The sequence below is a fragment of the Roseibium sp. R5 genome, assembly GCF_055755305.1.
The window spans coordinates 212,960-237,793 of record NZ_CM146910.1 but is presented as its reverse complement, the minus strand read 5'-3'; the positions used below and the strand labels follow the sequence as shown (position 1 = coordinate 237,793).

General features: G+C 56.0%; 24 protein-coding genes and 1 tRNA gene. 15 read left to right on the top strand and 10 right to left on the bottom strand.

Features of this window, described 5'->3' with window-relative positions; genetic code table 11:
- Positions 1 to 71: 71 nt before the first annotated feature.
- The 4 genes from AC0J4F_RS01160 to AC0J4F_RS01145 all read left to right on the top strand — a co-directional run bounded on the left by AC0J4F_RS01160 (position 72) and on the right by AC0J4F_RS01145 (position 2,240).
- Positions 72 to 461, top strand: coding sequence for a phasin (locus AC0J4F_RS01160; protein ID WP_133948536.1), 390 nt, complete (start codon positions 72 to 74; stop codon positions 459 to 461).
- A gap of 348 nt (positions 462 to 809) precedes the next feature.
- On the top strand, positions 810 to 1,319 hold the full coding sequence (locus tag AC0J4F_RS01155; protein WP_133948534.1) for a phasin family protein: 510 nt from the start codon (positions 810 to 812) through the stop codon (positions 1,317 to 1,319).
- A 183-nt stretch (positions 1,320 to 1,502) separates the two neighbouring features.
- A tRNA-His gene (locus AC0J4F_RS01150) sits at positions 1,503 to 1,579 on the top strand.
- A gap of 145 nt (positions 1,580 to 1,724) precedes the next feature.
- Positions 1,725 to 2,240, top strand: a complete 516-nt coding sequence (locus tag AC0J4F_RS01145) for a hypothetical protein (protein WP_473025169.1) — start codon at positions 1,725 to 1,727, stop codon at positions 2,238 to 2,240.
- A 2-nt stretch (positions 2,241 to 2,242) separates the two neighbouring features.
- Here the strand turns inward: AC0J4F_RS01145 and AC0J4F_RS01140 are convergent, their stop codons facing one another.
- The 4 genes from AC0J4F_RS01140 to AC0J4F_RS01125 form a co-directional block, all read right to left on the bottom strand.
- The gene (locus tag AC0J4F_RS01140; RefSeq protein ID WP_473025168.1) at positions 2,243 to 2,593 is read right to left on the bottom strand and encodes a GNAT family N-acetyltransferase; all 351 of its coding nucleotides are present in this window, start codon (positions 2,591 to 2,593) and stop codon (positions 2,243 to 2,245) included.
- A 120-nt stretch (positions 2,594 to 2,713) separates the two neighbouring features.
- Positions 2,714 to 3,418: a pirin family protein gene (locus AC0J4F_RS01135; protein WP_473025167.1), complete on the bottom strand. Its 705-nt coding sequence runs from the start codon at positions 3,416 to 3,418 to the stop codon at positions 2,714 to 2,716.
- A gap of 142 nt (positions 3,419 to 3,560) precedes the next feature.
- Positions 3,561 to 4,118 (bottom strand): DUF3291 domain-containing protein, encoded by a 558-nt coding sequence (locus tag AC0J4F_RS01130; RefSeq protein ID WP_473025166.1) that lies wholly within the window; start codon positions 4,116 to 4,118, stop codon positions 3,561 to 3,563.
- 118 nt (positions 4,119 to 4,236) lie between these two features.
- Positions 4,237 to 4,794, bottom strand: a complete 558-nt coding sequence (locus AC0J4F_RS01125; RefSeq protein ID WP_473025165.1) for a DUF3291 domain-containing protein — start codon at positions 4,792 to 4,794, stop codon at positions 4,237 to 4,239.
- A gap of 244 nt (positions 4,795 to 5,038) precedes the next feature.
- Between AC0J4F_RS01125 and AC0J4F_RS01120 the strand changes: the two genes are divergently transcribed.
- The 3 genes from AC0J4F_RS01120 (at position 5,039) to AC0J4F_RS01110 (ending at position 7,009) form a co-directional block, all read left to right on the top strand.
- Positions 5,039 to 5,866, top strand: a complete 828-nt coding sequence (locus AC0J4F_RS01120) for a sulfite exporter TauE/SafE family protein (protein WP_055670350.1) — start codon at positions 5,039 to 5,041, stop codon at positions 5,864 to 5,866.
- Between the two features lie 128 nt (positions 5,867 to 5,994).
- Positions 5,995 to 6,696, top strand: a complete 702-nt coding sequence (locus AC0J4F_RS01115; RefSeq protein ID WP_473025164.1) for an AzlC family ABC transporter permease — start codon at positions 5,995 to 5,997, stop codon at positions 6,694 to 6,696.
- Complete coding sequence (locus AC0J4F_RS01110) at positions 6,689 to 7,009, top strand: AzlD family protein (protein ID WP_166672684.1); 321 nt, start codon at positions 6,689 to 6,691, stop codon at positions 7,007 to 7,009. Before AC0J4F_RS01115 ends, AC0J4F_RS01110 begins: the two co-directional genes overlap by 8 nt.
- On the opposite strand, the gene AC0J4F_RS01105 is transcribed toward AC0J4F_RS01110, so the two are convergent.
- Positions 7,006 to 8,547 (bottom strand): bifunctional aminoglycoside phosphotransferase/ATP-binding protein, encoded by a 1,542-nt coding sequence (locus tag AC0J4F_RS01105; RefSeq protein WP_473025163.1) that lies wholly within the window; start codon positions 8,545 to 8,547, stop codon positions 7,006 to 7,008. The two genes, AC0J4F_RS01110 and AC0J4F_RS01105, sit on opposite strands and share 4 nt — an antisense overlap.
- Before the next feature lie 126 nt (positions 8,548 to 8,673).
- On the opposite strand from AC0J4F_RS01105, the gene AC0J4F_RS01100 reads away from it, so the two are divergent.
- The 3 genes from AC0J4F_RS01100 to AC0J4F_RS01090 all read left to right on the top strand — a co-directional run bounded on the left by AC0J4F_RS01100 (position 8,674) and on the right by AC0J4F_RS01090 (position 11,369).
- A complete protein-coding gene (locus AC0J4F_RS01100; protein WP_008193842.1) occupies positions 8,674 to 9,054 on the top strand; it encodes a hypothetical protein in 381 nt (126 codons plus the stop codon).
- 189 nt (positions 9,055 to 9,243) lie between these two features.
- Complete coding sequence (locus AC0J4F_RS01095) at positions 9,244 to 10,908, top strand: thiamine pyrophosphate-binding protein (RefSeq protein ID WP_473025162.1); 1,665 nt, start codon at positions 9,244 to 9,246, stop codon at positions 10,906 to 10,908.
- Between the two features lie 80 nt (positions 10,909 to 10,988).
- On the top strand, positions 10,989 to 11,369 hold the full coding sequence (locus AC0J4F_RS01090) for a DUF4345 domain-containing protein (protein WP_473025161.1): 381 nt from the start codon (positions 10,989 to 10,991) through the stop codon (positions 11,367 to 11,369).
- 13 nt (positions 11,370 to 11,382) lie between these two features.
- Here the strand turns inward: AC0J4F_RS01090 and AC0J4F_RS01085 are convergent, their stop codons facing one another.
- Both AC0J4F_RS01085 and AC0J4F_RS01080 read right to left on the bottom strand, forming a co-directional pair.
- Complete coding sequence (locus AC0J4F_RS01085) at positions 11,383 to 14,112, bottom strand: bifunctional acetate--CoA ligase family protein/GNAT family N-acetyltransferase (protein WP_473025160.1); 2,730 nt, start codon at positions 14,110 to 14,112, stop codon at positions 11,383 to 11,385.
- Positions 14,113 to 14,228: 116 nt separating this feature from the next.
- Positions 14,229 to 15,062, bottom strand: coding sequence for a universal stress protein (locus AC0J4F_RS01080; RefSeq protein WP_473025159.1), 834 nt, complete (start codon positions 15,060 to 15,062; stop codon positions 14,229 to 14,231).
- Positions 15,063 to 15,210: 148 nt separating this feature from the next.
- Here AC0J4F_RS01080 and AC0J4F_RS01075 point away from each other — a divergent pair, with 148 nt between their 5' ends.
- From AC0J4F_RS01075 to AC0J4F_RS01055, 5 genes are all read left to right on the top strand, one after another.
- Entirely contained in the window at positions 15,211 to 16,998 is a 1,788-nt protein-coding gene (locus tag AC0J4F_RS01075; protein ID WP_209002312.1) for an ATP-binding protein, read from the top strand.
- Entirely contained in the window at positions 16,995 to 18,410 is a 1,416-nt protein-coding gene (locus tag AC0J4F_RS01070) for a sigma-54-dependent transcriptional regulator (RefSeq protein ID WP_473025158.1), read from the top strand. Before AC0J4F_RS01075 ends, AC0J4F_RS01070 begins: the two co-directional genes overlap by 4 nt.
- A 227-nt stretch (positions 18,411 to 18,637) precedes the next feature.
- The gene (locus AC0J4F_RS01065) at positions 18,638 to 19,654 is read left to right on the top strand and encodes a C4-dicarboxylate TRAP transporter substrate-binding protein (RefSeq protein WP_133948512.1); all 1,017 of its coding nucleotides are present in this window, start codon (positions 18,638 to 18,640) and stop codon (positions 19,652 to 19,654) included.
- Positions 19,655 to 19,728: 74 nt separating this feature from the next.
- Complete coding sequence (locus AC0J4F_RS01060; RefSeq protein WP_473025156.1) at positions 19,729 to 20,373, top strand: TRAP transporter small permease subunit; 645 nt, start codon at positions 19,729 to 19,731, stop codon at positions 20,371 to 20,373.
- Positions 20,370 to 21,740 carry a TRAP transporter large permease gene (locus tag AC0J4F_RS01055; RefSeq protein ID WP_133948508.1) on the top strand — a complete coding sequence of 457 codons (1,371 nt, stop codon included), beginning with the start codon at positions 20,370 to 20,372 and terminating at the stop codon, positions 21,738 to 21,740. Before AC0J4F_RS01060 ends, AC0J4F_RS01055 begins: the two co-directional genes overlap by 4 nt.
- 192 nt (positions 21,741 to 21,932) lie before the next feature.
- Here the strand turns inward: AC0J4F_RS01055 and AC0J4F_RS01050 are convergent, their stop codons facing one another.
- From AC0J4F_RS01050 to xseA, 3 genes are all read right to left on the bottom strand, one after another.
- Entirely contained in the window at positions 21,933 to 22,124 is a 192-nt protein-coding gene (locus AC0J4F_RS01050; protein WP_473025155.1) for a hypothetical protein, read from the bottom strand.
- Between the two features lie 387 nt (positions 22,125 to 22,511).
- Positions 22,512 to 23,042, bottom strand: coding sequence for a DUF805 domain-containing protein (locus tag AC0J4F_RS01045; RefSeq protein ID WP_473025154.1), 531 nt, complete (start codon positions 23,040 to 23,042; stop codon positions 22,512 to 22,514).
- A 218-nt stretch (positions 23,043 to 23,260) separates the two neighbouring features.
- Positions 23,261 to 24,829, bottom strand: a complete 1,569-nt coding sequence (xseA, locus tag AC0J4F_RS01040; protein WP_473025153.1) for an exodeoxyribonuclease VII large subunit — start codon at positions 24,827 to 24,829, stop codon at positions 23,261 to 23,263.
- Positions 24,830 to 24,834 lie beyond the last annotated feature (5 nt).

Below are 24,834 nucleotides of genomic sequence, written 5' to 3'. Positions count from 1 at the left end.
GTTACGAATTTTTGGCATGGAAATATCTCACGAGATCACGTCCTATCCATTTTCGATATCCAAGGAGCGCAATGATGACTGCTGACAAAACCGGCTTTGAAGTGCCAGAACAGATGCGTGACTTTGCCGAAAAGAGCGTTGACCAGGCGCGCAAGGCTTTTGATGATTTCATGGGTGCCACTCACAAGGCCGTAACCAATGTTGAAGAGAGCGCCAACGTCGTTCAGGCCGGGGCAGCTGATGTCAACAAGAAGGCTCTTGGATATGCAGAAGAGCATGTAAATGCGGCCTTCAAGTTCGCGCAGGACCTGGTGAAGGCATCGAATGTCGAAGACATGATGAAGCTGCAGCAGGACTACCTTCGGACCCAGATGGAATCCCTTGGCGAACAAGCTCGTGAATTCTCCAACTCCGCGACGAAGGCTGTCTCTGACGCCACCAAGGCCGCTCAAAAAGATTAAGTCTCTCATGAGTGTGTGATGGAAGCTGGCGCAGATTATCTGCGCCAGTCAGGGCTGGTCCGAACCCGACTATATGTGATCGTATCGGAGCCGGCTCTGTCCCCGGCCTTTTCTTCGTGGCTCGTCCAGGCGATATGTGTTGACGCGTTTATTGCCAGCCATGCCTGCACCCGGTCAAAAAACTCCCGAAGACGCAACGGAAATTTTATTGTGCACTGCAAAAAAATATTGCAATGCAACAAAAGATGTCCTATGTAGGGGATGCGGATGACGACAGGGTCCGTCGGGAGATGACCGGCGGAAATCATATTCACCAATGATCGCATCCGAACTCTAGGAGATGAGATCATGACTGACACGACAACTGCTACCAAAACAGCTTCTAAAACCCGCGCAACCAAAGCAAAGGCTGCACCGGCTGCTGCTTTCCCGGATTTCGAAGCATTCGCAATGCCGAAAATGGAAGTTCCGGCTGCTTTCCGTGAAGCAACCGAGAAGAGCATCGAGAGCGCACGTGAGACCTACGCTAAGGTCAAGACTGCTGCTGAAGATGCAACCGATCTGATGGAAGACACCTTTGAAACTTCCCGTCAGGGCGTTGTTGAATTCAACCACAAAGCTGTTGATGCTGCCAAAGTTAACGCCGACGCTGCCTTCACTTTCATCAAGGACATCATGTCCGTGAAGACCCTGGCAGAAGCCATCGAGCTGCAGTCCACGTTTGCACGTCAGCAGTTCGACAGCCTCAGCGCTCAGAGCAAAGAAATGCAGGAACTGGCAACCAAGCTGGGCACCGACGTTTCCGCTCCGGTTAAAGAAGCTATGGAAAAAACCTTCAAAGACATGAAGGTAAACTAAGTCTATCGGCACATGGTGCCTGGACAGTGTATTGTGCCCGGAGCTGAAAGCTCCGGGCATTTGCTTTTCAACAAGCAAAAATTTCTGAAAATTGACGCTTGCCGGTCCGGCAAAACGGCGTTAGAAGACGCCCTTGAAATTGGTGGACGGAAGCTTCACACCGTGCCAATTTAAGGACCTTGTGCAGACGTAGCTCAGTTGGTTAGAGCGTCGGATTGTGGCTCCGAAGGTCGGTGGTTCGAATCCACTCGTCTGTACCACTTCTCTCCCACACACATATTCTTGCCGTCGATATCCTGATGGGACGCAGAACTCCCTTAACGGAAGCGTGTTAGCGTGCATCTGATATTTGAGATGCGGCGGTCACATGCGTGTCCGCCCGACAGATTTTCAGGGAGTGAGTTTATGGCGAAGGAACGGCTGGGATTGTGGAGCAGATTGATCCGGTTGCCGGGGAATTTGCTTCTAGCCTTGATTAACGCAACGGCCCTTCTGATCATTGTGGCGTGTGTGCTGGCTCTTCTCGTAATGAACAAGGTTGAGGAAACAGGAACCCGCGTTGCGGGGGCGGTCACCGGCGCAACACTGGCCCGGCTTCAAGTGACACCGGCTGAATTCAAAGACAATTTGGAAAGCCTGGACACCAGACTGAGCGAGATCTCCGAGCGCCTGAAAAATCGTGGAGAGGAATCTGATGCAGCACTCCGGCGTCAGCTCAGTGAATTGAACGCCAATTTGGTTGGCTTGCGTCAGGCCGCCGATGGCATCCGATCTGCTGGGCCGGACATTACCGCAGCCGCGTTTGACCAGGCGGGCGATCTTTTGACAGATTCGCTCTACACCTTACGCGGCTGCGGCGTCCCCACCAATGTGGTTATCCAGGAAGAGACTGGCATGCCCGTTCAAGGATCATCTAATTAAGGTCAGCCTTGAAAGACATCCGCCCATTCCGGATGTTTTTGCCTTTGCGCATTTACATACGGACACAGTGGAACGATTTTGATGCTGTTTTCACGCGCATCTGCCACGAGCCGCTCCACGAGCGCTTTGCCAACACCCATGCCGCGCATACTGTCGGGAACGCCCGTATGATCAGCAATAATCATATGATCACTGACAATCGAAAAGGTTAGTTCCGCCGGCTCGTCAATGCCGGCCACCGCTGCAACGTAGCGCCCCTTTGCGCTGTCTTTCGTCAGCGTGATTGTGATTTCGGCGGAATGCGACATCATGAACTCCTTGAAGATTGGCGCGCAGAGTACCTCTGCGCGCACTTTATAGCGTGTCGTGTTTAATTGAATGCAGACTGCTTCAGGTTTCGCGTACGAGACTAAGCCGAGTGGCAGCGAAACCTGAATCCGTTTGAATGCGACTTGCTCTAGGATGTAGGGCGGTTAAGCCGCCAAATCGAAGAGCAGGAACTCAGAATCTTGCTGAGCGCTCAAGGAGACGGCTCCTTGCTCCAGGAGACCGAGACCATCGCCGGCGTTGAGTTGTTGTCCGTTAACACTCAGTGCACCCTTGACGACCTGCAGCCAGACCTTTCTGCCCGGGCGGATATCAAATGCAAGACTGCGATCGGCGGAAAGGAGCGACCCATAAAGGTCGAGCTCCTGATGAATGACGAGCGATCCCTCACGGCCGTCACGGGACCCGATCAGCCTCAGCGCATTCTGTCGCTCTTCAATCGGGAACGCCTTTTGGTCGTAGCTCGGCGCGAGTCCATCCTGCTCGGGTACGATCCAGATTTGCAGGAAGTGGACGGGATCCGTGTCGGACGCGTTGTATTCGCTGTGGCGGACGCCGGTTCCGGCTGTCATGCGTTGCAGTTCGCCGGGGCGGATGACGGAGCCGGTGCCAATGCTGTCTTTGTGCTCCAACCCACCGGAGACAACATAGGAGATGATCTCCATGTTCTCATGCGGATGAGTTGGAAAGCCGGCAGACGGTGCGACACGGTCTTCGTTGATGACGCGTAGCGCTCCGAAACCGATGTAATTCGGGTCGAAGTAGGAGCCGAACGAGAAAGTGTGTTTGCTTTTCAGCCAACCGAAATCGACATCTCCGCGGGCGTCAGAGGCGCGGTATATCTGGGACATGGTGACGATCCTTTTCAAACTTTGGCGGGGATGTCCCGCGCTGCTGGGGCTAAGATCGTCATGAGTACTGTTTTGTACAATGAGCCGAGTGTTTAACGATTAGTCATCATTTTTTGAACAATCAAATGGATTGCTGATGGCATCACGCAATATCAGCGAGGGCCTGGTTTTCCCTTGCGATGGCTTTCACCCGCGCCGCATCCGGTTTGACGGTTCGGCCATCCGGAGCAAAGGCTTTTTTGAACGAAAACGCCCTGACGTTTGGCCCGTTGTCCATCAAATCTTCAAATCGGCTAACCGCTTCCGTCCAGTCCGGCTGGTGACCAGCCGGGATCCACCATAAGACATATTCCGGGACACCGGGTCTTGCGAGGTGCCATTTGCTGCCCTGCCGATAGGCGTCTCCATGGTGTCCGTGGTAAGTCGCCGCCATGAGGGCCTCGATTGTCTCCCAGACAGACAGAGTGGAGGGTGCCCAGCCGTCACCATTGCTGTTCTCCCAGCATTTGGGAAAGACCTGTGGTCCCCAGCTCATCGGCCCTTCCTCGCCCTCGTATCCTGAGCGCGCGACGAATCCACTCGTGCGGTCCATTTCCGCGAACGCACCGGGCTCGGCGTCACGAAACCCTTTGATCGCATCCGATTGATAGGGAGCGAGGAACTGATTGAATGTGTATACGGCCAGGTGATGCGACTGCATTAAATCTCCATTTTTGCGGGAGCATCAAAAGAGGCGCTATGCAAAACATCAATCGAAAATTGCGAGTCACTTAGGTGTTTCTAGACTGGTGTGTCCTGTCAACATCAAGAGTTCGTGCTCAATCTTGTGTCGCAGCCGGCGTAATTCTCCCTGCGAGCAGCTGTACTTTTTGTGCATCAGGATTCGTTCGCCGTCCCGCCGGATCAAAAGCCTGTTTGAAGGAAAAGGCGGACGCGCTCGGACCATTGTCCAATAGGCCTTCATACCTTCCAACAGCCTCTGCCCAGTCTGGTCTGTGGTCTTCGGGTACCCACCACAAAACGTAGGAGGGGATGTCTTTTGCCCGAATATGCCATTGGTGACCGAGCCGGTACGCATGGCCATGATAGCCGTGATACGTAGCCGCAATCAGTGCTTCGATTGAAGTCCAAAGCGAGAGGGTCACTGGGGCCCAACCGTCGCCGTTCAAATTCTCCCAGCACTTTGGCATGACCATTGAGCCCCAGCTCGCCGGTCCGTCTTCGCCACGATACCCGGAGCGCGCGATGAACCCCTCGCATTGTTCGACAGCCGCGAAGGCTCCAGGCTCGACGTCGCGATAGGCCTTGTTCCTGTCCGCAAGAAACGGCGCAGCCAATTCATTGAAAGTGTATACGGCAAGGATTCTGGACTGCATTTCAGCTCCGGTACTTAAGCTGGTTCCGGAAAGATATGGCGGGCAATTCAGAAGTGCCAGTGTTGATGCGTCGTACCGTACGAACCAGGCTCGGGATTCAAATGCATATCTATGCCGAACCGGAAACGCAGTTGTGGTCTTTTGTTTCTGACCAAGCTGACTATTGTGCGCGCTGCGGACCGTTTGACTTTCGGCGGGATTTTCGATCTCCGATATCCGCTCAGGAATACGACAAGGAGCCTACGTGGAAGATCTCAGTTTTGTTTCGCTCGCCTTGCTGGCGGGTGCGTTGCTTGCGACGGGCCTAGTCGCCGGGATTATCGCAGGCCTTCTTGGCGTTGGCGGAGGCATCGTGATCGTCCCGGTGCTCTATTACATGTTCACCGCTCTGAAGATCGATCCCGCGATCCTGATGCATGTGGCGGTCGGCACCTCTCTTGCAACTATTTTGGCGACTGGTACCTCTTCCGCGAGGGCACATTACAACCGCGGTAGTGTCGATATGGACCTGTTGAAGCGGTGGTGGTGGGCGATCGCGATCGGTGTAATTTCAGGTGCAATGATTGCCGGCAACATGTCCGGCGGTGCGCTGACCCTGGTGTTCGGCGTGGTCGCACTATTGGTCTCCGCCAACATGTTGCTGCGCAAAGAAGGCTCTGCACTTGCAGACAAACTGCCGGGATCTCCGATCAAGGAGCTGCTTGGTTTTCTCATTGGCGGTATCTCGGTCATGATGGGGATTGGCGGCGGGACCCTCGGCGTTCCGACATTGACATTGTTCAATTATCCGATCCGCAAGGCGGTCGGGACCGCGGCTGCCATTGGCCTCATCATCGCGGTGCCTGGTACACTGATGTCGATCTTTTTTGGCTGGGGTGCGGAAGGTCTTCCGCCCTTGTCGCTCGGCTATGTAAACCTGATCGGGTTCTTCCTGATCATACCGGCGTCAACCTTCGCCGCGCCGCTTGGGGCGAAAATTGCGCATGCGATTGATCCTTCCAAACTCAAACTGATCTTTGCCCTATTTCTCGGTTTCACCGGTCTTCGCATGATCTACGATGTCATGATGTGATACGGCGGATTCAGAAAATTTCTTGATCAAGTTGATGAACAACTTTCATTGGTTCTCTCTAAGCGGATCAGGGACAATGATGGACAGATGTTCACAAATGATCAGCGCTGGCTGGCAATAGGAATTTTATGTTGGAACGGAATGTCACGCTCAGCTTCAAGGGCTGTGTGCAGGGGGCTTTGCTGTGTATGCCGGGGTTTCCCGGTGTGGTCGCGCTAGGCATGGTTTTTGGAACCGTCGCGGCGCAAAAAGGCCTGACTTTTCTGGAAACGATTATGATCAATTCGCTGGTTTTTGCCGGCGCCAGCCAATTCGTAGCGATGGAAGTTTATAGTGATCCCCTGACCTGGGGCTCGCTAATCGCAATGGTCGGCGTGACCGCCGCCGTGAACATGCGGATGTTGCTCATCGGCGCAAGCCTGCGCCCGTGGCTCGGACAGGTGCCGGCCTACAAGACCTACCCAGCCCTCTATTTCCTGACCGATTTGAACTGGCTCATTTCTCTTTCCGAATACGAGAAGGGGACCCGCGACTGGGGCGTCTATCTCGGCAGCGGTTTGTTCACCTGGACTGTGTGGTCGATGTCTGTCATCCCCGGCTATTTCGCAGGAAGTCTGATTTCTGATCCCAAAGCGTTCGGCCTGGACGTCATTTTGCCTGCCTTCTTCGCCGCTCTTCTGGTGCCACTTTGGAAGGGAAAACGCCAGACCGTCAGCTGGCTGGTTGCAGGGGCAGTTGCCACCACGACATGGGCCCTGGTCGGCGGGTATTGGAGCATTTTTACTGGCGCAATAGCCGGAGCGCTGGCGGGGGCTTATCTCGATGACTGATGGCATGTTTTCCGCAGATGCAATGTTTATGCTGGCCGTGCTCGGTATGACCGTTGCGACATATACGTTGCGTGCCGGTGGGTATTGGGTCATGGGCCGTCTTCCTTTGACCCAGCGGGTTCGCCGTGGTCTCGAAGCTTTGCCCGGCGCGATCATCGTTTCGACCATCTTGCCGATCGTGTTGCAGGGCGGACTTGCGGTGGGGCTCTGCCTGATCGTTGCTGCAGCTGCACAGATCAAGCTTCGCAAGGAATACATTGCCGTTTTCTGCGCCGCGGCAGCCGCCGCCGGCATGCGGGCCGCCGGGATCTAGATCACAGACTTGGCACGCTCCAGCGTTATCTGCGCCGGTCCGCCGGCGTCGATCGTTTCCCAGGACAGGGTGCCGAGATCATAGGTCAGTTGCCGGTCGACAATTTCGGTCGTCGCATCCGATGCATCGCCGGACCGGGCGGCAACGCGGCTTTTGAGCGTATCGGGATCAGCGTCTAGCCAGATGCCGTGAAACTCGGATTCCACCCGGGCGGCTATGGTCTCAATCGCGGCACGCTCGTCCTCGGATGCAAAGACGGCATCAAAAATCGCAGAATGACCGGCAGCCAGCACGGTTTGAATATCGCTATCGATAGCTTGGTAAACCTTGTCTGAGGCTTCTTGCGTGTAGGCGCTTTGCGGGGCCTTTTCTGTTTCAGAAAGGCCGAGCAGACGTTTGCGTTTGACGTCTGTTCGCAGAACCCGCGCACCTGGCGCGCGGCCGACATCAGGCGCGAGCCCATAGGCAAGGGTGGTTTTTCCGGTGCCGGACAACCCGCCGACAGCGATCAGTTTTGTCGGCGTGGGCTCCAGGAAAGCCAAGGCATAGCCGAAGTATTCTTTCGCCTGGTTTTGCTGATGCTCTTTGGTGGCGGGATCGGCTTGATTAAGCGCGGAAGCCGCTGCGATCTTGGATCGGATTGCAGCGCGCATCATCATGTAGAAAGGCAGCGCGGCCAAACCTTCAAGATGTTCGGGCAGATTGCTCAAGTCCAAATACCGATTGAACACCCGATTGGCGGCCGTTCGTTGGCCACGCTCCCAGAGATCCATCAGTAAGAACGACAGATCGTACAAGACGTCATTCGTCGCGATGGCGTCGGAAAACTCCACGGCATCGAACAAGACCAATGCATCCTCGATCAGTACGATGTTTCGCAGGTGCGCGTCGCCATGACAGCGCCGGACAAAGCCCATATCCCCGCGTCTTAGAATCAGATCGTGAATTGAGGAGAGCGCGGTACGCGAAGCAAGCGTCAGGTGTTGAACGTCGTCCGGCGGGAACAGGTCCGGATGTTCTCGGAATGCCGCGTCATTTTGCTCTACGTAGGACGTGAGTTCTGCAAAGAAGTCACCGCCTTTGCGAAGCGGGGCATTTGCATGGGCTTCCACCATCATCTTGGAGAGCTTGTCACAAAGATCGTTGGAGAACTCGGTGGTTTTGGCCAGGATATCCAACTCGCTCCGGTGTTCGAACCGGTTCATTTCAACGGCCCATTCCACGGGCTCTCCGGTGCCATCCATGGCCAGTGACCCGTCCCTATGGCGTGTTATCGCTAATGCGCGCCGGTACACTTGCGGAGCATTTGCCTGATTGACCGTGATTTCCGCTTTGCAGGCCTCTTCGCGCAGCGCCAATGTCGAATAGTCCAGGAAAGGGAACTTTACAGCCCGTTTGACCTTGTAGGCCTTGGACCCCACGAGAAACACGATGTTCGCATGCGTGTCGATGCGAACGACATCCGGGCGCGCCGGATCGTCAGACGGAAGACTGTTAAGAAAGGCAAGCGCTTCGGTCTGTGTCTCTGCATGATCCATATCGGGTCCTTCATCTGTCAACGCGTAGTCTGCCGCTTGAGGGCGTTCACAGGTTTGATTCTTCTCAATGTCAGGCAACAGCGATGTGGCACATATAGACTTCAATGTCAGTACAAGGAGGGCACCATGAGCGACTTTCCAGCTTTGAAAAAGATCAGGCTGAACCTGGCCCGGACGAAAGAGTTCCCGCAAGGCTCGGCGCGCCATGGGTATGAATTCACGGCACCATTGGACGAGACCGGGCATATCGATGCTGGCCTCTGGAAAAAGGAGCGCGATCATTGCCGTGTCCGGCGGTTTTGGGGCGATGAAGTAGAGGAAATCGGTCACTTGATCCACCGCCCGGGCGGGTCTTGGGCGTTTCACTATGACATCGACGGCGACGACGATGACGAGGCGGGATACCGGTTTGGGACACACGCTTTCACACCGGGTGAATATGTGTCGATCAAGGATGAGGATGGGGACTTGCACACCTTCCAGGTCGTGACGGTTCAATCCATCTGATCACGGCACTTGTTGCGAACAATTACGAAAGAGCGCCATTTCCGGCGCTCTTTTTATTTTGAATGGGACTTAAGTTTCTTACCAATTGGAATGATCTTATTGCCAATTAATCTGATAATTCCCTCTCACCCGAATGTGTTTGTTACGCTATAGAATGACCATCAGTTTTTTAGGCTCGGGATAATGAACATGACACAGAAAACCGGTGGCCAATTGTTGGTGGACGCTCTTGAACGCCATGGTGCAGAGCGGGTCTATTGCGTGCCCGGCGAAAGCTACCTTGCCGTTCTGGATGCCCTACATGATGCGTCGATCCCGGTCACGGTCTGCCGTCAGGAAGGTGGCGCCGCGATGATGGCGGATGCACACGGCAAACTGACAGGCAAACCGGGGATCTGCATGGTGACGCGTGGCCCGGGCGCCACCAACGCCTCCGCGGGTGTTCATGTGGCGGCTCAGGATTCAACGCCGATGATCCTGTTCATCGGTCAGATTGAGCGCGGCATGCGCGAACGAGAAGCATTTCAGGAAGTCGACTACCGGCAAATGTTTGGCGGGATCGCCAAGTGGGTGGCCGAAATCGATCATGCTTCCCGTGTGCCTGAATTTATCTCCCGCGCGTATCACGTCGCGACCTCCGGCCGTCCGGGACCTGTCGTTCTGGCGCTTCCAGAAGACACGCTCGTTGAACTTGCCGATGCGGCTCAGCCACCGGCCTGGCAACAGGTCGAAACGCATCCGGGACCGTCTCAGATGGCGGACCTGCAAAAGCGTCTTTGGGAAGCGGAACGCCCGATTGCGATCCTAGGCGGAAGCCGCTGGTCCGAAGATGCGGTTGCAGCGTTCACCCGGTTTGCCGAGCGCTTTGATCTGCCGGTAGCCTGTTCCTTCCGCCGACAAATGCTGTTCGACAATCTGCATTCAAATTACGCTGGCGATGTTGGTATCGGGATCAATCCGAAGCTGCTGGCTCGTGTGAAATCCTCGGATCTCATTTTGTTGGTGGGGGGCCGCTTGTCTGAAATGCCGAGCCAGTCTTACACCCTGCTCGATATCCCGTCGCCGACCCAGCAGCTGGTGCATGTCCACGCCGATCCGGAAGAACTTGGCCGGGTGTACCGCGCTGATCTTTCGATCAATGCCAGCCCGATCGCGTTCTGCAAGGCGGTCGAAGGTCTCCAGCCGCCGGCCGAACTCAAAGGGGCAGGCGAAGCCGCCAAGGCCCACCAGGATTATCTGGAGTGGTCCGGTGCCCGTCCGCAGACGCCGGGCGATCTCCAAATGTCGGGTGTCATGGACTGGCTGGAAAATAACCTTCCTGAAGATGCCATTTGCACCAACGGGGCAGGCAACTACGCCACCTGGCTGCATCGCTTTCACCGCTTTCGCCGGTTTGGAACCCAAGCAGCACCAACATCAGGATCGATGGGCTATGGCCTGCCGGCAGCCGTTGCGGCCAAGCTGACATTTCCGGAGCGTGAGGTCGTTTGCTTTGCTGGCGACGGTTGCTTGCAGATGACGATGCAGGAGTTTGGGACAGCCTGTCAGGACGGCGCCAACATTATGCTGTTGGTGATCGACAACGGCATGTACGGCACCATCCGCATGCATCAGGAACGGACGTATCCGGGCCGCCCGTCCGCCACCAAGCTGGTCAATCCGGATTTCGCTGCGATGGCCCACTGCTACGGCGCTTTTGGCGAGACGGTACACACCACGGATGAATTCGGTCCGGCCTTTGAGCGAGCGCGTGCTTCCGGAAAACCGGCTATCCTGCATCTGAAACTGGATCCGGAGGCGATTACACCTGCCGCCAGTCTCAGCCAAATAAGGCGAGCTGCAGAGAAACAATAGTTTGCTGAAGCGAGGCCGACCGTTTGTGTATACTGATGCCTCGAGGAGTGCGAAACCGTAGACGCAATATGTGAGGATAGATGATGGACTTGAAACGCGGCTTCCTGATTCTATCCTTCTCAATGGTCTCGGTTATTGCGCTTCTTTACGGGATCGATCCGGCCTGGTTTGCCAGATCCTTCCTCGGGATTGCCGATCTAAGTCTAGATTTTGCCCACATTCTAAGAGCCGTAATGGGATTGTACTTGGCTTTGGGCATTTTCTGGCTGCTTTGCGCACTTACAAATAAACACAAAAACACCGCAGTTCTCACAACAATTGTATTTGCTGGCGGTTTGTTTGCCGGACGATTGCTGAGCCTTGCCGCAGATGGCATTCCCTCGCCATTGCTGGCATTTTATACCGCGCTGGAGCTTGCGATTGTGCCCATAGGCTGGTGGATTTACAAACGCCCTGATTGACAGGAGATTACCCTTAGCCGTCTTCAGGCAGATCAGTCACGGGCAACACAACGTTGGAGATCCCGGGATCGTCAAGGGACGTTGTGATCTTGAACCCCAGCGCCTGGCACATAGAGATCATCGAGGTGTTTTCCTTCAAAACCTCGCCCTTGATGGTTTGGATGCCGTCTGCTTTAGCGTAGCGGATGATCAGTTTCATAAGCGCCCAGCCAAGTCCGTAGCCCTTCAGGTCTGAGCGGACCATAACGGCGTATTCGCCGGTCTGGTGGTCGGGATCTGCGTGCAGGCGGACCACACCCAGAAGCGACCCGTCATCCGGATCAAGGGCGGTGAATGCCATGGCCCTGGCGTAATCAAGCTGTGTCAGACGGGCGAGAAACCGGTGGCTGAACTCCCGGACCGGCGCGAAGAAACGCAGGCGAAGATCTTCCGGTGAAATCTTCTCAAAGAATGCCTTGAACATGTCTTCGTCTTCCGGCCGAACAGGCCGGACGAAAATCTGCCGTCCGCCTTTCACGGTCAGCGTTTGTTCCCACTCCTTGGGGTAAGGCGCAATCGCCAGCCTTGATCCACCTGTCCGGCCCGGTTTTCTCTCCGGGTGGCACAGGGTCATACGGGCGTCCAGGGCGATCAATCCGCTCGGCAGCAACACCATTGGATTGATGTCGAGTTCCTGAATTTCCGGAATGTCGATCGTAATTTGAGAAAGTTTGACCAAAGCTTCTGCCAGAGCTGGTTTGTCGAGTGAGGGACGGGACGGGCCGCCGTCCAAGAGGCGTGAAATCCGGGTCCGGTCGATTTGCGCTTCGGCCAATTTGAGATCGAGCGGCGGCAGCTCAAAGGCGATGTCCTCGCTTTCTTCAATAGCCGTGCCCCCTTGGCCAAACACAAGCACCGGGCCGAATTCAGGGGTTTCAGCAAGACCAAGATAAAGCTCGAGCCCGTGCCGGTCTTCAAGCATCGGATGCACGGAAACACCCGATATGCGCGCGTCTGGGTAGTCTGTCTGCGTCTTGGCAATCAGTTCGCGGGCGGCGTCTTCAACGGCCGCTGGGTTCTCAAGACCAAGCCGGACACCATCGATTTTTGATTTGAAGGGCAGATCAGGTGAAATGAGTTTGGCAACGCAGTGTTTGGCTGTTTTGAAAAACGGCTCCGAGAAAGCGCCGACATCCTCAGGCTTTTCTGCCATGTCGGTCGCCATGATGGGAATGTCATAGGCCGCCAAAATATCGCAAACTTCCTTCGGTGTGAGCCAAATGCGGTCTTCCGCGAGCGCCGCTTCGACGATTGCCCGGGCCTTTGCGCTATCCGGCGTAAAATTGGCCGGCAAACTCGGTGGGGCCGCCATCAGGAATTCGCGAGCCTGAGCATCATGCGCCAGATGCATCAGGCTTCGGGCGGCTTCCGCAGGGCTTGCGTAATTCGGAACCTTGGCTTCCGTCAGAACTTCGCGTGTTGCACTGTCGCCGCCGATCAGCCCGGCAACCAGAGCTTTCCGCCGTCCCGGCCGTTTCCGGTCCAAGGTCGCGGCTTCTGCAACGGCCGTTGCCAGGACGGGGAGGGGCTGGAACGCACTTGCAGCCTGCAGGACGACCGCACCATCGACATTCTTATCTTTCAAGACAGTCGTGATCGTTTCCGTAAGATCTTCGGCGGCTGTCGCTTCGCGTAAGATGACGGACGCTTGCGCGGCGGATGTGTCGTCCAGATCGTTTGAAGGGCCAAGGAACGGCTGCAGGTGTTCAAGCGTCTCCGGGCTCAGCGACGCAAATTGAGCACCGAGGGCGTCTAGCCGGTCATACGCTAGGTTTGCCAGGCTCCGGCCGTTCGCAATTACAGCAAGGTTCCGGCACTGAGGAACGCGGACATGAGACAGCGTTTCAAGGGCCTCGAACATCTCATCAAGGTCGTAAACCCGAAGCAGGCCGGCGCGGCGGAACGCGGTTTCATAGACAAGATCCGACTTTGCGAGACGACCGGCGTGCGTCCTGCCCGTCCCGCCTGTATCACGGCTGCGTCCGGAGCGAAGCACGATGACTGGTTTGCCGCGGGCTGCGGCCCGGGCGGCAGACATGAACTTATGCGGAACCGCGACGCCTTCCAAATGAAGGACAATGGCGCGGGTCCGGTAGTCTTGTGCGAAATAATCGATCAAATCGCTGACATCGACGTCGATGCGCGCGCCGAGTGAGACGATTGATGAAAACCCGGTGTTGTGGGTCTTTGCCCAGGACAGTGTTGCATTCAAAACAGCGCCGGACCGGGAGAAAAAAGCGATGTCGCCTTTGCCCGGCACTTCGGCACTCAACAACGCATTCAGCCCCTTTGCCGGAACGGAAATGCCAAGACTGCCGGGACCGATCAGCCGGAGCGTGGTCTTGCGGGCAGCCTCCCGGCAGGCCTGCATGATTGGCTCCGGCCAGTCTTCATACCCGGGCGAGGGGATTAGAACGGCGCGCGTTCCGCGGTCTCCGAGTTCTTCAATCACCTTGGGCAGATGTTCAGCCTTGGCGAGGTAGATCACCAGATCGGGCGTGTGGTCCAAATCGGCCAGAGATGGGACGCTGGTGCCGTTGAATGGCACCGAATAATCAATCCCGACCAAGGTAACCTTATGTTGGGTTTCGATGGCCTGAAGGCAGTCGATGAGTTTGTCTGTCAAAACGCCCGGATGGCGGCAAGGACCAAGGACAGCGATGGATGTTGGTGCAAAAAAACCATCGAGATTGCGGATGGTCACGTCGGGATCCTTTCCCGGTCAACAGCAGGCAAATCGAACAGTAGCGGAGATTTAAGACAAAAAAATACCCGCACCCAAAAAAGTTGGGTGCGGGATTGCGTCATATCGACAGGCCGTTAGTGGGCCATCAGAACTGGAACTGTCATGGCTTCAAGAATTTCGCGGGTTGCACCGCCGAACAGGAACTCACGCATCCGGCTATGCCCGTATCCACCCATCACGACCAGGTCGTTGTTGTTGTCTGTCACATAATTGAGGACCGTGTCCGCAACGCCTGTCTGAGGGTTGGAGACGACGTCGATCGTTACATTCATGTTGTGGCGGGCGAGATAGTTGGCAACTTCCGCACCGGGCTGACCAGCCTCAGAGTTTGCCTTCTTCTCGATGACCAGGACTGTGACCTTGTCGGCCTTTTCAAGCACCGGGATCGAAGCGTGAATGGCCCGTGTCGCCGTCGAGCTGCCATCCCAGCCGATCAGCACGTTGTTCGGCTCAAACGACTTGCTGCCGATATAAGGCACCAGCAGCACCGGAACGCCGCTTTCGAAAAGGATTGTTTCGATCAGAAGTTCCCGCATCGGCTCCGGTTTGTCCGGATTGCTCTGGCCAATCACCACAAGATCCGTTGGCCGACAATGCGCCAGAACATTATCGAGCGGTCCGCCTGTGAGGATCTCTGCCAAACGGCTTTCGTTTTTGACGCCGGCCAGCCGGGCAAATTCGTCGAATTGATCTTTGGCGTCTTTCGCTGCCGCGATGGCCTGATCATGGGCTGCTTGAAGATAGTCGACGGGCATCGGAGCTGCCGCAAATGCCGGAACAACCGGTTCAAACGAAACCGCGAGACCAGTTACATGTGCATCATGAACCCGGCCGAACTCCAAAGCATATTTTGCTGCCGGCTGATCGCCCGCCAAATCCAGGACCGTCAAAATATCTTTAATTGGCATAATACCCTCCTATGGCTGGCAGTCAGTTTTGCCCCAGCCTTGTGAAAAATCTATATGCCTCCGCAATTTGGCGTCTTTGACCCTTATCAATTCAAGTTTGGAATAGGCGTGTGCTGGCGGCCAGGAAAAAAATCGGTAATAAGAAGCCATGTCGACCCGTTGGCTCATACTCTTGCTGCCGCCTGTTTTCATGGTGGCAGCCGCGGCTGTGCTCGCTTACGTCTTCCAGGAACTGGATGATGATAACGTCGACCGCATAGCTGCAGAACGGTTGACGCTGTACCGGCAAACCATCATCGGGGAATACCAGAAATACCGCTACCTTCCTTACATGATTGCCCGGGATCCGCGCGCTACGGCAGCCATTGGTCTTGGCCAACCGGTGGAAAGCGCCAATCGTTTTCTGGAAGAAATGGCGGAAAATTCAGGTGCAGACCTTCTTTATGTCATGAACGCTGCCGGGACGACGCTGGCGGCCAGCAACTGGCAAAAACCGCTTTCCCTCGTCGGCCGGAACTATGGGTTCCGGCCATACTTTACGGCGGCGATGCGAGGTGAGGAGGGGCAGTTTTTCGCCATTGGTTTGACCACCGGCCGCCCCGGTTTGTTCCTGGCGCGGCCGACGCCGGTCGAAGGAGATCCGGTTGGGGTTGCCGTTGTTAAAGTGGATACCAGCGAGCTTGAAAACGCCTGGGCGGAAGGTGGGGAACTCGTCTTTGCCACCGATGCGGACGGTGTGATTTTTCTGTCCAGCCAGCCGGAGTGGCGCTATCGAACTTTGGCCGAGCTTCCAATGGCTACGCGGGATGCCATTGCCAGCAGTCAGAAATACGCAAATGAACCGCTGACCCCGATCAGTGACGCGCCAGTAACCGGGCCAAACCAGCTGACCATTGACGGGCAAGCCTATCGGCACAACTCGACCGATGTGGATCTGCTCGGCTGGAAACTGCATTTCCTCGTGCCGCAGGCAGAAGCGCACAAGAGCCTGCTGCCGATTTGGGTGATCACCCTGACGCTTTGCCTTCTTTATGCGGTGATTGTGCTTGGCTTGCGCGGGCAAAGGCTGCGCCGGGCGTCCGCCGCGCTCCGCCAGGAATCTGCAGATCTGAAGGAACTGAACCAGCGGCTGGTTGGCGAAATCAAGGAACGCCGGCGCGTGGAACACGCACTTCTGGAAGCGCAACGGGGCCTCGCGCGCTCCAGCCGTCTCGCAGCGGTTGGTGAAATGTCGGCTGCTGTCGTTCATGAGCTGAGCCAGCCCCTGGCGGCGCTCAGAATGTTTGTGGCAGGCACCCGCAAGTTCCTTGAAAAAGGGGATACCCACACGGCTGCAGAAAACCTGCAGGAGATTGAATCCCTTCAGATGCGCATGGCGAGCCTGACCCAAGAGCTCAAGAGGTTTGCGCGTCCGGGCGAGAGCCGGATCGAAACCGTCGACCTTCGAGACAGCATTTTGGCGGCGGAAAAAATTGTCCGTCCCAGGTTTGAAGAAACAGGTGTTACTCTTAAAATCGATATGCCGGACCAGCCCTTGATCGTTGAGACGGCCCCGTTGCGGATCGAGCAAATCCTGGTCAACTTGTTGCGCAACGGAGCCGATGCGGCCGCCGCAGAAGACAGTGGTGAAGTCCGGCTGCATATCGTTGAGACTGGGGACACTGTTGTCGTGCGGGTGCTCGATAACGGGCCAGGGATCCCCATGGATCTACGTGAACGTATTTTCGATCCGTTTTTCTCAACCAAAACAAGTGCGGAAGGGATGGGGCTGGGTCTGGCCATCTCCATGCGAATTGCAGAAGACCTCGGCGGTGATTTGGCGGTCTCCGCCAACGTGCCGCGCGGTGCTGCCTTTGAACTCACGGTGCCGGCTGTCAAATCGGCAGAAATGACGGATGCATCTTTTGTCCGTCTGGAAGCAGAAGTTGCTGAATGACAACGCTTAATTCAAAACCCTCTCAATCCGCGAACACCCCGGTTCTGATTGTTGACGACGATCCGTCCATGCGCGCAGCGCTTCGTCAATGGATCCGACTTGCCGAATTTGAGACGATCGAGGTGGCAACGGCTGACCAGGCCATGGCGGTTCTGAGCCCGGATTTTGGTGGCTGTATCGTCACAGACGTGATGCTGGATGGTGACGACGGCATGACCTTGCTGCGCAGGGTTGGAGAACTGGACGGTGATCTGCCGGTTATCCTCATCACCGGCCATGGCGACGTTCCAATGGCCGTGGAAGCAATGCGCGCCGGTGCATATGACTTTGTCGAAAAGCCTTTCGATCCAGACCTGATCGCGGAAGTGGTTCGCAGGGCGTGCAACCGCCGCGCTCTTGTTTTGGAGAACCGGGCGCTGAAGACCCAGATCGCGGACAGTTCCAGTCTTGAAAGCCGGCTGATCGGCAACAGCCCGGCCGTGCAAGCGCTGCGCCAACAGATCCTGCATTTTGCGCAAACGGATGCTGCGGTTCTGATCACCGGTGAAACCGGGACGGGAAAGGAAGTGATCGCTCAGGCGCTGCATGATTACAGCGCGCGCAAGGACGCTCCGTTCATGGCGATCAACGCGGCCGCGTTGCCGGAGACCATGGTTGAAGCCGAACTCTTTGGCCACGAAGCCGGGGCGTTTACAGGTGCAGACCGCCAACGGATCGGCCGGATCGAGGCCGCGAACACCGGTGTCTTGTTTCTGGATGAAATTGTATCCATGCCGCTGCCGCTCCAGGCAAAACTGCTTCGGGTGCTGCAAGAGCGGAAGGTCGACCGGATTGGTGGCCACCGGCCCGTTGACGTCGATATCCGGTTGGTGAGCGCGGCTAACGTTGATCCGCGGGAAGCGGTGGCTTCCGGCCGGTTGCGAGAAGATCTATTGTTCCGGTTGAATGCAATCGAACTCGTCATTCCGCCTTTGAGGGAACGCGGCCGGGACAGCATCTTGTTGTTTGATACGTTTCTCAACCGGTTTGCAGTTCAATACGGCATGGAGGCGCCAACACCGAGCGCGCTTGATGAAGCGTTTTTGCAAACCTACGGATGGCCGGGCAACGTCCGTGAACTGCGCAATGCGGCCGAGCGGTTCGTTTTAAACGCGCAGGTCAATCCGCAACCGCTGGAAACACTCGTCACTGGTCGGCGCGATGACGCTTCGCCGATGGGAGCAGGCGGATTGAAGGATCTCATGGACGCTTACGAACGGTCTTTGATCGAAGGAGCCTTGAGGCGTCATGGTGGCAAGGTTGCCGATGTTATGCGCGAGCTGAATGTGCCTCGCCGGACGCTGAACGAGAAGATGGCTCGCCTCGGATTGAGCCGGGATCAAGCGAGCGACCCGGAAATGGGAGCCGCCTGAAACTTGGCGATCGGCGAAAAATCGCCGACGCAATATGAGCATCGGCAAGATCTCGCCTAGGTGCACTGCGGTAGTTTTGTGTTGAGCCCGAAAAAGCCGCCAGCTTGCCCAGTTTTCGGTTGTCAATTGAAGCTGGCACGGGTCATGCTTATTAGGCTCTGACTTGGTCAGCCCCTTATTGCTGGCCGGGTGGTCAAGAGATTGAGCCAATAATCTGGGAGGATTTCATGCTCACGTCACTCAAAGCCGCGACCGCGGTATCCGCGGGCGCGCTTGCCCTAATTTTTGCAACTGAAACTTTCGCTGCCGATGTCACCTGGAACGTGTCCCTTTGGGGCAAGCGCCGGGCGTTCACCGAGCATGTCGAGAAGCTTGCTGAGCAGGTCGCTCAAAAGACCGACGGCAAGTTTGAAATCGTCCTGCACTATGGTGGCGCGCTGTCCAAGTCCCGTGAGAACCTCGATGGTATCTCCTTCGGGGCTTTCGAGATGGCTCAGTTCTGCGCATCTTACCACGCCGACAAAAACCCGACATTGACAGTTTTGGAACTGCCGTTCCTGGGCGTTTCTGATCTTGAGACCGAAGTAAAGGTTTCCAAGGCGCTTTATGAGCATCCGGCTGTCCAGCAGGATCTCGGCCGCTGGAACGCCAAGCTGCTGATGCCGTCTCCAATGCCGCAGTACAACTTTGCTGGTAAAGGGGATGCACCGGCTTCTGTTTCCGATTTCGACGGCATGCGTGTGCGCGCCCTCGGTGGTCTTGGCAAACTGATGGAAGCAGCTGGCGCTGTTCCGACATCCGTGACCGCATCTGAAACCTATCAGGCGATTGACTCCGGCACAGTGCAGGCCGCTGGCTTTGCACCACATGCGCACCTGTCTTTCCGGGTCGTTGAAGTTGCCGATTGGTGGACAAAGAACCTGAATCCGGGCACCGTTCATTGCCCGATCGTTGTTAACACCGACGCCTACGCAGCGCTTCCGGATGACTTCAAGGCCGCCCTCGACTCTTCAGTCGATCCGGCCCTCGACCATTACCTGGCTACCTACGCCAAGGTTTACGACAAGTGGTGGCCGGAGCTGGACAAGCTTGGCATTCAGCAGGTTGAATTCTCTGATGAGGAACTGTCGGCATTTGCCGAAAAGGCCGGTCCGATCCACGCTGCTTGGATTGAAGAGCAAACCGCTAACGGTTTGCCGGCTCAAGAGTTGCTCGACATGGTCAAAAAGACCATCGCTGAATAACGTCAGCCTCACTTGAACTCGAAGATGTCTCTCCGGCACCAACTGCCGGGGAGACTTTCCACAGGGCTGATTTCATGAACACTTCTCCTCAATCGGGCGGTTCAGACACCGACCGTCCCACAACATATATCCGGTTCGATGGATGGCTTGGTCACGTTGAAAACGGATTCAACATGATCGCTGCCTTCTCTATTTTGTCACTGATGTTTTTGGCTGTTGCCCAGGTCTTGGGCCGGTTGTTCTTCAACACGCCGATCCCGGGTTTTATCGACATCACCGAACAGGCCATGGCGATTTTTGCCTTTGCCGGTGTGGCATATTGCCAAAGAGTTGGCGGTCACATCCGGATGGAAATCGTACTCGGCAAACTGCGCGGCAGAGCACTATACATCTGCGAAATGATCGGTGTGATCGTGATCGCATTTACGGTCGCCCTGTTGATCTGGGGCTCTTGGTATCACTTCGACCGGTCCTGGTCGATTGGTGACAGCACCATGGATATCAGGTTGCCGACTTGGCCATCGAAACTCGTAATTCCCGTTGCGTTGAGCCTGCTGTTATTGCGCCTCCTCATGCAGATTTACGGATATGCCCGCCTGGTCCGCAATCCGGACCGCGAGCCGATTGCTGTCCCTGTCATCGAGGACGTTGAAAAGGTCGCCCAACATGAAATCGAAGAAGCCTTTGGCGACGACGCTGTTGCAGGAGACACCAAATGACACCGTTTGAAGTAGGTCTCCTGATGACCGGCGTCTTGCTGGTCCTGGTCATCATGGGTGTCCGGGTGGCTTTTGCCGCTGCCTTCGTAGGGCTGGTGGGCCTGATTCTACATTTCTCGCTGAAGATGGGATTTGAGCGCGGCTTCTTTGTTGCACTCAAGATGGCGGGAACAATCCCGCATTCCAAATCCGTCACCTATGCCCTTTCTGTTTTGCCGACCTTCATTTTGATTGGCTTTCTGGCCTTCTATGCAGGTTTCACGAAGCAGCTTTTTGAAGCCGCCAAGCGCTGGCTTGGCTGGATGCCGGGCGGCATGGCCGTTGGCACGGTTTTCTCAACCGCAGGCTTTGCAGCCGTATCCGGTGCATCTGTGGCGACGGCTGCAGTTTTTGCGCGCGTTGCGATTCCAGAGATGCTCAAAGAGGGATACTCGCCAAGACTGTCCGCCGCTGTTGTGGCAGCAGGCGGAACGCTTGCATCTCTGATCCCGCCATCTGCAATCCTGGTCATCTACGCGATCCTGGTCGAGCAGTCGGTCGGCAAACTCTTAATCGCAGGCTTTTTGCCAGGTGTGTTTTCCGCACTGATCTATGTGGCGATCATTGTTGGGGTGTCCGCCTGGCGCGGCGATGCTCCGGCAATCAAGGGGTTCACCTGGAAACAGCGGTTTGAGAGCATCCCGGGCACGCTGCCAATTGTGGCGGTCATCGGAATTATCTTCTGCTCGTTCTTCTTCGGGCTGGCCACGCCAACAGAGGCCGGTTCGCTCGGTGCTTTCGTGGTTCTGATGGTCGCATTTGCAAAGGGGATGAAATTCCAGCAACTCGGTCAGGCGCTTCATGAGACAGCCAAGCTGACGGTCATGATCTTCACCCTGATCTGGGGCGTTCTGGTTTATGTCCGCTTTCTGGGCTTTGCCGGCTTGCCGGAAGCGTTCCGGGATTTCATCGTCGCCCTGGAGTTCTCTCCGTGGCTGATCATGATCTGCATTCTGCTGGCCTATGCCGTGCTGGGCATGTTCATGGATGCGATCGGCATGCTGATCCTGACCCTGCCGGTGGTTTATCCGGCCGTGATGGCGCTGAATGGCGGCGAGGGCGTTTCGGCGGCCGACAGCACATTTGGGATGTCGGGCGAAGCGTGCGCGATCTGGTTCGGTATTCTGGTGGTGAAGATGGCGGAGCTCTGTTTGATCACGCCGCCTATTGGGCTGAACTGTTTCGTGGTGTCCGGCGTGCGCCCGGATATCCCGGTTCAGGAAGTCTTCCGCGGCTGTATCCCGTTCTTCATCGCAGACGTTCTGACGATTGCCGGCTTGCTGGCCTTCCCATCGATTATCACCTGGCTGCCATCGTTGATGGGGTAGGAAGAGCATTAGATCCAAGCAGTTTGGGCGCCAAGTGGCGCCCAAATACTTACTTTTTTCTTCTCCGATCTGGAGCTTGCGTTAAAGCGGATCCTGAAATGCTCTTTTGAGTCTTTGTTGATTTTGTACTTTTCAGAACTTTAGAAGCTTTTGAAGCGACAGACTTTGAAGTTTTTTCGTTCTTTGCCAAAACTACAACCCCATTTCTGGAGGTACTTCAGGAAATCTGTGTCCGTTGATGACCTCGGAGACGCGACCCTGATTAAGGCCGCCAAGTTCAGCAGCGATTTGAGCCTGATTTAAGTCTGTTGATCTCCAAAGTGCCTTGATTTTAGCGGCGACTTCGGCGGTTACCTTAGGAGAAGACTGTTTGCGTTTCGCCATAAAGATGTTTCCTCTTCCTGGCGTTGATGTTTCCCCAAACCGTCGATATTGTTCACTTGCTACGGTGTTGATCAGCAGCTGTGTTTGACACTTGTTGTGACAACACACTAAGGGGTGCCCGGCTCGTCCGGCGCCCCTTTACTTTGTTGGATTGTATGAGGAAAATCAAATCTTTAGACGCATCTTCGATGGTGTCTAAAGATCAATAGACACTAGGAAAAATAAAATCGAAAATCAATTGACAGCCTCTGATATTCCGATTGATTTGGAAATAAATAATTGAAATATCGAAACTAAATATCTGTGGATTGTGAGGTGGTGAGTCGCGTGCTGATTATGATGTCGAACGTGCAGGTAAGGTGCGGCGATTCGGCCAAAAAGACTCATTCATAAATCGTAGCGATTTGCGCCCTTGGTTCCCGGCATCAGGCTGTTGGCCAACAGCAAATAGATGTTCAGAAACGGAACGAGATAACCGAAGTACCAATACCCTGTCACACCACGGTCTTGAAACCGGCGCGCTTCGAGAGAGAAGCGCAGCATCATCATGACGAAACAGAACGTCAGGAACCGGAGCAAAAAACCGATGTCATGGCTGGCAGAGGCAATGTCTCCCCAATTGAAAGAGCCTGCGGCTTGGGCAAAGGCAATGTAGCCAATGATGGATGTGACCGTGTAGGCCGATCCGCTAATCCAGTAGTCGAGACGGGAGACCCGACCGCGGAAGCCGAACAAGGTTCCTCCTACGAAACACATTGCAGACCAAAGGCCAGACGTTTTGCCGGGTTTGGTTTCTCGTGTCGCGGCAGTGTAAGCAGGAGCCGTGAATGTTGTTGAGGCAACCTGCGGCAGCGACAGGCCTCGAGTCGTGTTTTGCTGTTCCAACTGCTTTTGCAAGTCGTTAGACGTTACGCGCATTGCCTAAAACCCGTCATTCACCCGTTGAGTTCGCTATATCCGTACGCCTCGGTGTGTATTCCACCAGAGCGGTCCGTCCATCGAGCTCCTTTCTTGAAGCGGCAGTCTAGGGGCGGCGAATTAAGTGTTCAGAAAAGGAATGGATAAAATAGTTTTCAAATTGAGCGGTTTCGCAATCTGCACGATCCGAGAGTTGCAGCGAGCCGCGCAACAAAGTCCTAAAACAGACTACCTTGGCCGGCGGCGGGCTTTTGTGAAGCTGCTTTTTTGGTTGCGGAGGTTTTGGATTTCTTCGGCGCTGATCCGCCGCTCATGGCAACAACGTCAACCGTGCCGTCAGCCAACTCAACGGAAAGCGCCGCACCGGACGCAACAGAGGAGGCGGAGCGGATCGGTTGGCCATCAGCATCGCGCACCACGGCATAGCCACGGGCGAGCACATCCTTGTAGGAAAGCGACTTTAGGAGTTTCTGCAGCCCGTCCAGCTTGGCCGCACTGTCCTTAAGCCGGGTCAGGTAAGCCCGATCAAGCCGGTCGCCGAGGCCAGTTACGCGTTCCTTGGAAAGGGCGGTTTGCTGAGACAGCCGGGAGGGTGTCAATCGGGCCACAACAGCGTCAAACGCCTGGCGTTTTTGCGCAATCCCGACAGACAACGCCCGTTGCTGCCGGTCGCCAGCAACTGAAAGATCTTGCCGTGCCTTGGTGCTGAGCCGGGTAAGCACGATGGGGGACAACCGGGCCGAAGCGTTCTGATAGTTGGACCGGTGATGCTTGGTGTTCACGATCAAGCCGCGTTCCAGGCTGTTGGCTGCCGTGTCGAACCGTTGCCTGGGCAAAGCCAGCAAATCTCGCGGTGCGGGGAGGGCAGCACTTGCGGCGCGCAGCTCCGTTCGCCGCGACCCGACAAACCTCTGCAAGCCGGTCGACAGTCGTCGCGCCCGGTCATCGACCATGGACATGAGCTCGGCCTTGACCGGAACCGCAATCTCGGCAGCCCCGGTCGGTGTCGGGGCTCTGAGATCTGCTGCAAGATCGATCAATGTCCAGTCGGTCTCGTGGCCAACGGCCGAAATCAGGGGGATCTGGCTTTCCGCCGCTGCCCTGACAACGGCTTCTTCATTAAAACCCCAAAGGTCTTCGATGCTGCCACCACCGCGGGCTACAATGACGAGGTCCGGGCGTGGAATCGCCCCGCCAGGCTGCAAGGCGTTAAAGCCCCGGATGCCGTTGGCAACTTCCGCGCCGCTTGTTTCGCCCTGAACCCGGACGGGCCACACAAGGACATGGACCGGAAACCGGTCGGAGATGCGGTGCAGGATATCGCGGATCACCGCCCCGGTGGGGGATGTCACAACGCCGATTACATTTGGTAATGATGGCAGTGGGCGTTTGCGTTCTTCGGCAAAGAGCCCCTCGGCGGTAAGCTTCTTCTTGCGCTCTTCAAGCAACGCCATCAGCGCGCCGGCGCCTGCCGGTTCCAGTGCGTCGATGACCATCTGGTATTTGGATTGGCCCGGGAATGTTGTGATCTTGCCCGTCGCGATCACCTCCAGACCTTGTTCTGGCTGGATTTTCAGTTTGGACGCAACGCCGCGCCAGATAACACCGGACAGAACTGCACGGTCATCTTTCAGATCCAGGTAAATGTGGCCCGATCCCGGCCGCGAAATCCGTCCCAATTCGCCGCGCACCCGCACATAGCCAAATGCGTCTTCCATCGTGCGTTTGATGGAAAACGAGATTTCCGAAACGGAAAACTCAGCGACGTTGGATGAAGTATCGGCCAATTGCG